At 53.7% G+C, this 11,844-nt stretch carries 11 protein-coding genes (1 of these 11 running past the window's edge); 4 read left to right on the forward strand and 7 right to left on the reverse strand.

What is annotated here, in order from left to right:
• Window positions 1–47: 47 nt before the first annotated feature.
• The gene (locus ACJJIC_RS04025) at window positions 48–521 is read right to left on the reverse strand and encodes an META domain-containing protein (protein ID WP_445356493.1); all 474 of its coding nucleotides are present in this window, start codon (window positions 519–521) and stop codon (window positions 48–50) included.
• Between the two features lie 181 nt (window positions 522–702).
• Between ACJJIC_RS04025 and pyk the strand changes: the two genes are divergently transcribed.
• Window positions 703–2,139 (forward strand): pyruvate kinase, encoded by a 1,437-nt coding sequence (gene pyk, locus ACJJIC_RS04030; protein ID WP_445356494.1) that lies wholly within the window; start codon window positions 703–705, stop codon window positions 2,137–2,139.
• A 703-nt stretch (window positions 2,140–2,842) separates the two neighbouring features.
• On the opposite strand, the gene ACJJIC_RS04035 is transcribed toward pyk, so the two are convergent.
• From ACJJIC_RS04035 to hutC, 5 genes are all read right to left on the reverse strand, one after another.
• Window positions 2,843–3,343, reverse strand: a complete 501-nt coding sequence (locus tag ACJJIC_RS04035) for a hypothetical protein (RefSeq protein ID WP_444883118.1) — start codon at window positions 3,341–3,343, stop codon at window positions 2,843–2,845.
• A gap of 97 nt (window positions 3,344–3,440) precedes the next feature.
• The gene (locus ACJJIC_RS04040) at window positions 3,441–3,782 is read right to left on the reverse strand and encodes a hypothetical protein (RefSeq protein WP_252083753.1); all 342 of its coding nucleotides are present in this window, start codon (window positions 3,780–3,782) and stop codon (window positions 3,441–3,443) included.
• Window positions 3,783–4,066: 284 nt separating this feature from the next.
• A complete protein-coding gene (gene hutH, locus ACJJIC_RS04045) occupies window positions 4,067–5,617 on the reverse strand; it encodes a histidine ammonia-lyase (RefSeq protein WP_445356495.1) in 1,551 nt (516 codons plus the stop codon).
• A gap of 267 nt (window positions 5,618–5,884) precedes the next feature.
• A complete protein-coding gene (gene hutU / locus ACJJIC_RS04050; protein ID WP_445356496.1) occupies window positions 5,885–7,561 on the reverse strand; it encodes a urocanate hydratase in 1,677 nt (558 codons plus the stop codon).
• Between the two features lie 88 nt (window positions 7,562–7,649).
• Window positions 7,650–8,360 carry a histidine utilization transcriptional repressor HutC gene (hutC, locus tag ACJJIC_RS04055; RefSeq protein ID WP_444883115.1) on the reverse strand — a complete coding sequence of 237 codons (711 nt, stop codon included), beginning with the start codon at window positions 8,358–8,360 and terminating at the stop codon, window positions 7,650–7,652.
• A 187-nt stretch (window positions 8,361–8,547) separates the two neighbouring features.
• Between hutC and hutI the strand changes: the two genes are divergently transcribed.
• A complete protein-coding gene (gene hutI / locus ACJJIC_RS04060; RefSeq protein WP_445356497.1) occupies window positions 8,548–9,777 on the forward strand; it encodes an imidazolonepropionase in 1,230 nt (409 codons plus the stop codon).
• Window positions 9,761–10,729, forward strand: a complete 969-nt coding sequence (gene hutG, locus ACJJIC_RS04065; RefSeq protein ID WP_445356498.1) for a formimidoylglutamase — start codon at window positions 9,761–9,763, stop codon at window positions 10,727–10,729. The genes hutI and hutG overlap by 17 nt, the downstream gene beginning before the upstream one ends.
• 49 nt (window positions 10,730–10,778) lie before the next feature.
• Here the strand turns inward: hutG and ACJJIC_RS04070 are convergent, their stop codons facing one another.
• Window positions 10,779–11,201, reverse strand: a complete 423-nt coding sequence (locus tag ACJJIC_RS04070; RefSeq protein ID WP_445356499.1) for an organic hydroperoxide resistance protein — start codon at window positions 11,199–11,201, stop codon at window positions 10,779–10,781.
• A gap of 191 nt (window positions 11,202–11,392) precedes the next feature.
• On the opposite strand from ACJJIC_RS04070, the gene ACJJIC_RS04075 reads away from it, so the two are divergent.
• Window positions 11,393–11,844: the 5' portion of an RNA polymerase sigma factor gene (locus ACJJIC_RS04075; protein ID WP_252083746.1), read on the forward strand. Its footprint extends 49 nt past the window's final position; 452 of the gene's 501 nt are visible here — the first part of the coding sequence; it begins with the start codon at window positions 11,393–11,395; its stop codon lies beyond the right edge, outside the window.

Genomic DNA, 11,844 nt, shown 5'->3' on the forward strand with positions numbered 1-11,844 from the left:
TTTTGCGACATTTAATCGTAAAAGCTATCAGTGGTCTGTGGTGGTGTTCAAGATCCTGCCCTGACATATTCAATATAAATATCGCCAGAGGCGTCGCGAAGGATCAAACGCTTACCGCGGGACTTGGTAAATGCCTGGCGAGTACCGGCCAGGGCGCGCAGGTAGGTATTTTCCTGCTGCAGTAGGATCTCCGGGCCGCTCATCTTGGTCGAGGCGAAGCTGGAACTGTCCCACAACATCAGGCCGTTTTCAGTTATCTGCAGCTCGCCACGGTAGGTATTAATACCGCTGCGCCCCATCACATTGCCATCGAGATTACACACGAAAGTAAAATCTGCAGGCTTCTGGATCGGTACCGCAGCGCCGTTAATACGCAGGCGTACCAGCTGCCACTTCTTATTGCAGACTGAACTTGCTGTTCCCGCACTCTGCACAACTCGGGCTTCTTCCGCACTGTTCGACAGGCATCCGCCAATGACCAGTAGGGCCCCTAGCAGCCACAGTTGCACCAACCTGCTCATCGGCGAGTTACTCCCTGACCCTTGCACCTACAATCTCAAACGGGCCTGTCGCTTTAGCCTATAACCCGCTCTATGCAAAGCTTAGTCGCTGGCCTCTGTTGAGAGACGACAGGTGTGACAAGCTATGCTTCACCTGTGAAAGCGAGTGCTATCCGGGCAGTAAAACGAGGCTAGGTGCGGCATGATCCGGCGGACAAAAATAGTCGCAACACTGGGTCCCTCAACCGATAAGGGGGACACCCTGGGGCAACTGGTCGCCGCCGGGGTGAACATCGTGCGCCTGAATTTTTCCCATGGTGAAATCGACGAGCACCGCCGCCGCGCTGAGCAGGTTCGGGCAGAGGCCGCTCGCCAAGGGTGTCATATCGCCATGTTGGGTGATCTTCAGGGGCCGAAAATTCGTGTGGGCAAGTTCACCGATGGCGGTGTGCATCTCAGCACTGGTGCCGAGTTTACTCTGGACCCCACTTGGCCAAGGGAGCAGGGCAACAGCGCCGGGGTTTCGGTGGATTACACCGAGCTGGCCGAGGACTGCAGCCCAGGAGATACCCTGCTACTGGACGACGGGCGACTCAGTCTGCAGATCAAGAAAATTGATGGCAGTGCGGTTATCACTGAGGTACAGGATGGGGGCTGGCTCTCCAATCGAAAAGGAATTAACAAGCGGGGCGGTGGCCTCACCGCGCCCGCATTAACGGACAAGGATTTGTGCGATATTCAAGTTGTCGCCGATCTGCAGCTGGACTACTTGGCGGTGTCCTTTCCTCGCGATGCGCGGGATATTCATAGGGCGCGGGAGCTTCTACAGCAGGCGGGGGGTAGCAGCCAGATTGTCGCCAAGATTGAACGGGCCGAGGCAATCTCTTCTGATGAACACTTGCAGGAGCTGATTCTGGCGAGCGATGTCATCATGGTGGCACGCGGCGATCTGGCAGTAGAGATTGGCGATGCGGAATTGATGGGGGTGCAAAAACATTTAATTCGTTTTGCTCGCTATCTGAATCGCACGGTAATTACGGCAACACAGATGATGGAGTCGATGATCTCCAGCCCTGTGCCTACGAGGGCGGAGGTGTGTGATGTCGCCAATGCGGTGTTGGATGGCACCGATGCGGTAATGTTGTCGGCGGAAACCGCCAGCGGGGACTACCCGGTGGAGACTGTTCGGCACATGGACGAGGTAATTATTGGGGCGGAAAAACACCGCGCAACACAGCGCCCTTCGGATAGTTTGCGTGGCAATTACCCTGCCGGGGATGCCTGTATCGCCATGGCTGCCATCATCATTGCCAATCACTGTCGAGATATCAAGGCTATTATCTGCCAGACAGAAACGGGCAACACAGCCCTTTTGATGTCCAGGGTTCGCGCAGCCATTCCGATTTACGCCTTTTGTCGGCACCGTAGAGTTTGTAACCGGGTTGCCCTTTATCGCGGCGTCGATCCGGTTTTAATGGCGGTGGCGGGTATGGATGGCCCCTCCCGTGACCACAAGGCAATCGACCATTTGAAGCAGCGCAGTCTTTTAAAATCGGGGGATTTTGTCTTGGTTTCCCGTGGCTATCGACAAGATGCCGGCGGCCAGACCGATACCCTACGGGTCGTAAGAGTTGAGTAAGCATTTTTTCCGCTCTGGGCGAAAATTCAATTTTTATTTTTTAAATCGAAATCCCTACTTTTTTATCTGTATTTTTCTGGTATTTAATAAATTCGTTTTTAGCCGGAACGTGCGCAGCGCACTAGAGTTTTTGTTTCTAGTTCCTGTTCAACGCAGTGAAATTTTTTTCCGTTGAGTGATAAAGATTTTGGGGTGTTCTGTGATTTAGTTGTGGAACAGCCGGTGATGCTTATTACCAGTGTCACAGCAAGCAGTTTCGGCAGGAGTTTCTGCACTGCACTTACCTCGCAAGGTTTACAGGATTCGTTTTCTTAACTCAGGGTAGTGGTAATAGCTGTCAAAGTGAGGAAAAGAACGCCAATTTGCAAAAAGTAGCGACAGAGATGTTGAATGGCTAAAGATAAAACAGGCGTTGGTACCCAGTGAGTAAACTCGTCGGTCACTATTGTGGAGTGGATGTGAATTATCGAAGAGAGATTTTTCTGATCACTCTTTTTTTGCGTGCAAATAAGTAATCGAATATTTCTAAATGATTAATTCAAAGTTATTAGCGGACCCATTTAAAATTTGTATTGATGTTGTTTTGTGGATTGGTGAGTCCGCAAAATACCAGTAATGTTATTGATCTGTACCGGCATTTTGCGGGCAAAATGAAATATCTGGATTTCAGCTATTTCAAGGCTGGATTAATAGCAGCTAAACGCTAGCGTCTTCTATGGTGATATCCACCGCGGACGCGATGGTGTCCACGCACTCTATAGCTGCGGTGGCTGCGATATCCTCGGTGGCCGCCGCGATAGTAACGGTGCTGGGCACGATAGCGGATTTGTGCAGCACCGGGGGAGTTAAAGCGGTTGTAGTAGGGAAGCCCCCGATAAAAGTACCTGGCCCGGTAGCGGGGGTTGCCGCGATAACCTGGTGCGCGGTAATAGGAATAGGCACCGCGATAATAATAGCCATAGCGCGGGGTTGCCCGGTAATATTGGTAAACCGGTGTGCGGTAAGAGACATAGATATTACTGGAGGGATAGTAGTTCGGGGTTGCGTAAGGATAAACAAAGGAAGAGGTGTAGGCCACTCCCCCTCCTCTGTAGTAACCGCCGTAGTAGCCACCGCTATAGTAACTATCGGTTGCACAGGCACCTAAAGTTAGGGCCGTGCATACCGTGACGGCAATAAAAGCCGTCTTAACAGCTCTATTCATAGTGCAATCTCCGGTAAGCGAAAGTTCCCCCCGGAGAGGCCCGGCAGGGGCCAAGCCCCTTTATGTGTGCCAAATGGATGCACACAGAATTTCTTTCTCAGTAGGGCCTGGCCTGGTAGGGCGGATCCGGCAGATCAATTACCTGGTAACTCGTGTTCACCACCGCGGGCGGCCTCAGGCGATAAAAATTTCCATCCCAGTAAAAGTTGCAATGCTGCATGTTGTGGCAGGTTCCATCGGGGTGGCAGTGGGCATAGCGGCCCCGTAGGTTGTAATATGACTTGCTGTAATATGGGCTATATCCGTAATAACTGGCTGAGCAGTCATAGCCTCCTCCGCAGGGATAACCTGTCCCGTTACAGGCTGACAGGGCAAACCCTGTGGCAATAGCCAGCGCGTAGCCCGAGTGGCGGAGCAGCCGAAGCGACAGCGGTTTCATCTAGACCTCCACACCTTTTGGCGGGTAAAACGTCTAATTGTCAGCCTAGCACTTTTGGCGCAAATTTCCTCACAAAGAAAAAAAATTGTTCTAGCAGTACTTGATAAAGAAAAGCTTGTCTCTTTACTGATTTTTTTGTTTTAAATCGCGACCGTGGACAAACAGCTACTTTAGAGTCGCTGTTGCTGGCGGACCAAAGACAGAGAAAAAAATACCGGGATTTAGGCCCCGGTATTTAGTAACGAAATCTTCTATAAAAATTAATTTATAGAAATTAAAGGAAATTAATGACTGCTTGGGAGCAGGGCTGGATCAATGGATTCCAGGTAGGCGCCGCTGCTCAGCAACTGCTTTGCCTCTTCAATATCCGGGGCAAAGTAGCGGTCCTTGTCATAGAAAGGTACTCGGGCGCGAAGTTTTGCCTTGGCGGCCTCCAGTTTTTCCGTGGATTTTAACGGCGCGCGGAAATCCAGTCCCTGGCAGGCAGCGAGTAGCTCCACCGCCAGGATGCCACAGGTATTGTCGGCCATATCCCGCAGGCGACGGCCGGCAAAGGTGGCCATGGATACATGGTCTTCCTGGTTGGCGGAGGTGGGCAGTGAGTCCACGCAGGCGGGGTGCGCCATGGATTTGTTCTCACTGGCAAGCGCCGCTGAGGTGACTTGGGCGATCATAAAGCCGGAGTTCACCCCGCCATTTTCCACCAGGAAGGGTGGCAGGCCGGATAGGTTGCTGTCGATCAACAGCGCCATGCGACGCTCTGATAGGGAGCCGATTTCTGCCAATGCCAGCGCCAGGTTGTCGGCGACCATCGCTACCGGCTCCGCGTGGAAGTTACCGCCGGAAATAATGTCGGAGCTATCCGGATTTTCCTCGTCGGTAAATACCAGCGGGTTATCGGAAACACCATTTGCCTCGGCCAACAATACTTCTGCAGCGAAGCGCATCTGCTGCAGACAGGCACCCATTACCTGGGGCTGACAGCGCAGGGAGTAGGGGTCCTGTACTTTTTCACAGAACTGGTGGGAATCACCGATCTGGCTGGTTTCACCGAGCAGGTCCCGATAAATTGCCGCTACGTCGCGCTGAGCCTGTTGGCCGCGGGCGTTGTGAATACGATCATCGAAAGGGCGGCGTGAGCCCTTGGCGGCTTCCAGGGTAATGGCACCGGTTACTAGGGCACCGGCGAACAGGTCTTCACTGGCGAACAGGCCGAGCAGGGCAAAGGCGGTAGAAGCCTGGGTGCCGTTTAGCAGGGCGAGGCCTTCTTTGGGGGCCAGGGTAATGGGCTCAAGCCCCGCGGCTTTGAGGCCTTCGTGAGCACTCTTGCGCTCGCCCTTGATAAATACTTCCCCTTCACCGAGAAGTACCACGCTCATATGAGCCAGCGGCGCCAAATCGCCAGAAGCGCCGACAGAGCCTTTCTCAGGGATGGCGGGGTATACACCGGCATTGACCAGTTGCATTAAAGCTTCGATAACCTGCGGGCGCACGCCGGAGAAGCCGCGCGCGAGCGAGTTGATTTTCAAGACCATCAGCAGACGCACGGTGGCTTCACTCATAAAGTTGCCGGTACCGGCGGCATGGCTCAGTACGATAGCGCGTTGCAGGTTTTCCAGGTCGTGCTTTTCAATACGGGTGTTGGCCAATAAACCAAAACCGGTATTAATTCCGTATACCGTTCTCCCTTCGGTAATAACTTGGGCAACAGTGTGGGCAGAGGCTTCAATAGCGGGGTAGGCGCTTTTCGCCAGGGACAGCTGCACCGACTCGCGGGCTACGCGGCGCAGTTGCGCAAGGCTCAATTGACCGGGATCGATTTCCAATTGATACATAAATTCATTCACCAAAAAATATTTACTGCTTAGCAGGCTGTTGAAAAACAGCCTGCACGGGCGGTGCGAAAGCGCCTGCCGCAAAATCAAGCACTGCAAATGCTTGATTTGAGTGCCCATCTTTGTGGACATGTGCTGCAAAGATGGCTTGAAAAAGTCGCTTGTTGGCTTTTTCAACACCCTGTTAGGCGCCGGCGGCGCAGCCCGATCAAAGTTATTCGGGCTGTAAAAGATTTCCGTTGGCGGTATTTTTATTGCGGTAAAAAATCAGTCGTTCAGCATAGGCAGGTCCAGGCCCTGCTCTTTTGCGCATTTTTTTGCGATCTCGTAACCGGCATCGGCGTGGCGCATTACGCCGGTGGCGGGATCATTCCAGAGAACCCGTTCGATACGTTTGCGCGCAGCTTCGGTACCGTCACAGACAATGACCACCCCAGAGTGCTGGGAGAAGCCCATGCCAACGCCACCACCGTGATGCAGGGATACCCAGGTAGCGCCGGAGGCAGTGTTCAGCAGGGCATTCATCAGCGGCCAGTCGGAGACAGCGTCGGAACCATCCATCATGGCTTCAGTTTCGCGGTTGGGGCTCGCTACAGAGCCGCTATCGAGGTGGTCGCGGCCGATCACTACCGGTGCTTCCAATTCACCGTTGGCTACCATCTCGTTAAATGCCAGTGCCAGGCGAGCGCGATCTTTCAGACCCACCCAGCAGATACGTGCGGGCAGTCCCTGGAAATGAATCCGCTCGCGGGCCATATCGAGCCAGTTGTGCAGCTGCGGATTGTCGGGAATCAGTTCCTTAACCTTGGCATCGGTCTTGTAGATATCTTCCGGGTTGCCGGACAGGGCCGCCCAGCGGAAAGGACCGACACCTTCGCAGAACAGAGGGCGAATATAAGCGGGTACAAAACCGGGGAAATCGAAGGCATTTTCCACACCTTCCTCGAGAGCCATCTGACGAATATTGTTGCCATAGTCGAGGGTTGCGGCTCCGCGCTTTTGCAGCTCCAGCATGGCTTCAACCTGAACCGCCATAGACTGTTTGGCTGCCTTTACTACTGCGGCTTCATCTTTCTTGCGCATCTCCGCTGCGTATTCCATGGTCCAGCCCTGGGGCAGGTAGCCATTTAAAGGATCGTGAGCGGAAGTCTGGTCGGTAACCGAATCTGGCAGAATATTGCGTTTTACAATTTCCGGGAAAATATCTGCTGCGTTGCCCAGCAGGCCAACGGAAATGGCTTCGCCTTTTTCCATCGCGGCTTCAATCATTTGCAGGGCTTCGTCGAGGCTGGAGGCTTTTTTGTCTACATAGCCAGTGCGCAAACGGAAATCGATACGGGTTTCGTCGCACTCTACTGCGATCATGCTGAATCCGGCCATGGTCGCCGCCAGTGGCTGAGCGCCACCCATGCCGCCGAGGCCGCCGGTAAGAATCCATTTGCCTTTCGCTTCTCCCTTAAAATGTTTGCGTGCGACTGCGGCAAAGGTTTCATAGGTACCCTGGACGATGCCCTGGGAGCCGATATAAATCCAAGAGCCGGCAGTCATCTGGCCGTACATGGCCAGGCCTTTTTTATCCAGCTCGTTAAAGTGTTCCCAGTTGGCCCAGTGGGGTACCAGGTTGGAGTTGGCAATTAATACCCGGGGTGCATCGGCGTGGGTTTTAAAGACTCCGACGGGCTTGCCGGACTGCACCAGCAGGGTTTCGTCGTCTTCCAGGCGCTTCAGCACCTCGACAATTTTGTCGTAGCACTCCCAATCCCGCGCGGCGCGGCCGATACCACCGTACACCACCAGGTCTTCCGGGCGTTCAGCTACCTCGGCGTCTAGGTTGTTCATCAACATGCGCAGGGGAGCTTCGGTGAGCCAGCTTTTGGCATTGAGCTCACTGCCGCGAGGCGCGCGGATTTTGCGGCTGGGGTCGTGGCGTTTATCAGCGGACATACATTCCTCTCAAATTATTTGTTAAAAATTCTTGCGCCCTATGATTGGCAATCCAGTGTTGCCGGGACGTATGAGATACATGCAGAAATTAGAATCTCAGCTGTGCCCCCAGGCGGTAGCGTTTACCCGGGTGCACCAGGCGGGCGAAGCTCACAGTGCCGGCGCTACTTTTGGTACGCCGCCACACCTGTAGGCAGGCATCGCCGGTGGCGATCTCCAGTGCATAGGCAATAGAAGCTTCTGCTGCGATTGCCTCAACCGTGGTATCCGCCTCGGTCAATGGTGCGACCCTGGAAAGATAGGCGTTTGGCGTGGTGTGGGCGAAATCCTGTTGTAAGTATTCGGGAGCCAGGGCCGGATTGGTAAAGCGCTCTTCCCACTGAATGGGAACGCCGTTATCACAGTGCACAATAATGGTGTGAAAAACCTTGGCCTGTTCCGGCACTTCCAGGGCACGGGCTACTTCGGCATTAGCCATACAATGTTGTGCCAGCAAAATTCGATTGCTGTAGCTGTGGCCGCGTGCTGAAATTTCATCAGCAATATTGCGCACTTCTAACAGGGAGCCAGCCGGTACTGGTTCGGCCACAAATGTACCGAGTCCCTGGGAGCGCATCAGCACCCGCTCATCGGTCAATTCACTTAAAGCGCGTCTGGCGGTCATACGGCTGACACCGAATTCCTGTGCCAGCTGATTTTCTGAGGGCACCTGGAAATGCACAGGCCAGCTGCCGTTTTCGATGTTTTGCCGGATATGGCGCTTGATCGCCGCGTAGCGGGGTTCGCTTGCAGTATTCATACTCGGGTTTAATGCCTTTATGGCTTGTATATGGTTGTATATACAAGAAATAATAGAAGCTACTATGGTTGTCTTAAAGATGACTGTCAAGCCGGGGCGATGGTCTGTATGCTGACTGCCCAAATCCCGCTCGGTATTGCACTGGGCATCTATGGTTAAAGAAGGAAAAGCGCGCCGCTAGAAGCTTATGACAGAACGCTGTGACCTACTGATTACGAATGTGAACGCCGCTACCATGGACCCTTCGATTGCCGGGGGCTACGGTGCTGTAGAGGATGCCGCAGTGGCGGTAACCGGCGGCAAGATTGTCTGGCTGGGGCCGCGTCGTGAGTTACCGGCCTGTGCTCCAGATAAGGTGATCGACGGTGAGGGGCAGTGGTTGACACCGGGCCTGATCGATTGCCATACCCATCTGGTTTACGGCGGTCACCGCGCCGGAGAATTTGCGCGCCGCCTGGGCGGGGAGAGCTATGAAGAAGTAGCCCGTTCTGGTGGTGGCATTATTTCCACTGTGAGGGCCACTCGTGCCGCCAGTGCTGAGGAATTATACCGTTTGTCGGAGCCCCGCCTTCGCGCCTTGATGTCCGAGGGGGCCACCACTGTCGAGATCAAATCCGGCTATGGCCTGGATCTGGATACGGAGTTGAAGCAACTTCGCACCGCTCGCCGTTTGGCGCAGCACAATTCGGTGGAAATCGTTACCACCTGTTTGGCCGCTCACGCCCTGCCGCCGGAATATGATGGTCGTGCTGATGAATATATCGATTTGATTTGCGAGCAGATATTGCCGGCAGTTGCGCGCGAGCAACTGGCCGATGCGGTGGATATGTTCTGCGAAACCATCGGCTTTACGGTAGAGCAGTGTCAGCGGGTGATTGAAGCCGCCAAGCAGTTGGACATGCCAATTAAAGTGCATGCCGAGCAGCTGGCACGCACTGGCGCCACTGAGATGGCAGCCAAAGCCAGCGCCCTCTCCGTAGATCATATTGAATATATTAGCGATGCGGATGTGCTGGCCATGGCTGAAAGCGGTACCGTGGCAGTTTTGCTCCCTGGAGCTTTTTATACATTGCGCGAGACCCAGATGCCGCCGGTAGAGAAACTGCGCGAGGCGGGGGTTTGTATGGCCCTGTCCACCGATCTGAATCCCGGTAGCTGCCCTATCGGTTCTCTGCGGTTAATGATGAATATGGGCTGCAACCTATTTGGCCTTACCCCAGCGGAGGCGTTGGCTGGGGTGACTCGCGCAGCCGCGCGCGCCTTGGGGCTCTGCTGTTCCCGCGGAGTACTGCGGCCCGGATTGCGCGCAGATATGGTGTTATGGCCGATGGATACCCCAGATCAGCTGGCCTATGAATTTGGCGCGCTGAAACCCGCACAGATTTTCCTGGGAGGTAAAGATGTTACAGCTGGCTGATATGCGCTTGTGGAGTGGCCGCACAGACAGCGAGGACGGTCGCGCCGGGGAGCGTTGGCACCAACGTGTTTCGCCGCTGCAACTGGATAACCCCCCTGGAATTGCCATCCTCGGTTTCGCCTCGGATGAAGGTGTGCGTCGCAATAAAGGGCGTATTGGCGCTGCGAAAGGGCCGCGAATCCTACGCTTGGCGACTGCCAATCTGCCCGCCACCTTTGATTTACCTCTTTATGATGCCGGCAATGTGCGCGTTGATCGTGAGGATTTGGAATCCGCACAGGCACTACTCGGTGCGCGTATCAATGAGTTGCTGGCTTACGGACACTTTCCCCTGGTTTTTGGGGGGGGACATGAAATTGCGTTTGGTAGTTATCAGGGCATAGCGCGATGGATGCGCGAGCTACACCGGGAAAAGACCCTGGGTATTATCAATTTTGATGCCCATCTGGATTTGCGCATTCCTTCACCCAAGGGTTCCTCGGGTACACCTTTCTATCAAATTGCGGAACAGTGCCAGATCAATGGCCGCCCTTTCAATTATCTCTGTGTCGGTGCTGCCGATAATGCCAATACGCCAGCGCTTTACAATCGTGCCGATGAACTGGGTGCAGAAGTCATTCGCGATCGAGAAATTAGCAGCTGGAACCTGGATAAAATAAAACAGCAGATCCGGGACTTTACCAATAAGGTGGACTTTGTGTACCTCACAGTATGCCTGGACGTATTACCAGCAGCAGTAATGCCTGCAGTCAGTGCCCCCTCTGGGCGTGGAGTCCCGCTGGAATTACTCGAAGAGCTATTGGATACCGTTCTGGACTCAAACAAGGTTTGCTTGGCGGATATGGCCGAGTTTAATCCCTATTTCGATATTGAAGATCATGGTGCGCGCACTGCAGCAAGGTTGGTTTTCCAAATAACCAATGGGGCCGCGCGCTCAACTCGCCAAGAGTAAGAGGGTAAAGTGGCCTGTAAGGCTGCCAGGGGTTGGCAGCCTTATGCTTCTAAACCGTAATATGCAGCCTCACGGTAATATTATTGCGGGTTGCATTGGAGTAGGGGCAAACTTCCTCGTGAGCTTTTAAGGCCACGCGTTCAGCTACCACCTGATCCATGCCCGGTAGCTCTATATAGAGATCAACTCCCAGCCCAAAGCCTTTCCCGCTGGGTCCTATGCCAACTTCAGCTCGCACACTGGTATCGTTCGGTGTAGCGACCTTTTCCTTGTCCGCAACAAATTTCATTGCACCGATAAAGCAAGCCGAATAGCCTGCGGCAAATAATTGCTCTGGGTTGGTACCACTTCCGCCATCCCCGCCCAGCTCTTTGGGAATGCTGAGCTTTACGTCTAGGGCGCCATCCGACGAAGCCGCCTGTCCATCACGTCCACCTGTCGCCGTGGCGACTGCCGTATAGAGAGCCTTCATAAGTGTGTCCTCAGAAATTCTGCAGACCAAGTGTAGTTGTCTTGGCTTGTGTCGGTATGTAAGGCCTGAGGTAAATCCGAGTTATCGGATCAAACGAAGATATCGACACTGATTGAAGATGTAGACGAAATTTTTTGTAAGGTTTTTGGCGTCGCCGGTACAGTAATCATTACAAAAAAATGGAGTAGCCGGTGGATTTACGGGATCAATTATTTCAACAGGCGATAAGCGAGTATGCCGAGGGTATCTCCCGAATAGCGCGCAGCTATGTGCGCACTACTGCAGAACATGAGGATCTGCTCCAGGAGATATGGTTGGGGCTATGGCGAGCGTTGCCTTCCTTTCGAGGGGATGCCAGCTTAAAAACCTTTGTCTATCGCATTGCTCACAATCGTTGTGTAACCGAAATAGCAAGAAGAAAACCTCAACATGCGGGTGAGGAGGAATTGATGACGCTGCCAGACAATCAAGCGGGTCCCGATGAGCGCCTGGCGGAAGAGCGTAAGTCAGAGCGGCTGCTAATTGCGGTTAAAAAACTACCACTGGGCTTACGTCAAACCCTGACCCTGCGTTTAGAGGGGTTAAGCTATATGGAAATTTCAGAAGTGCTTGGTATCAGTGAAAGCAATATTGCCGTGCGCTT

This window comes from Microbulbifer mixtoriginis (SeqCode) (assembly GCF_052468275.1).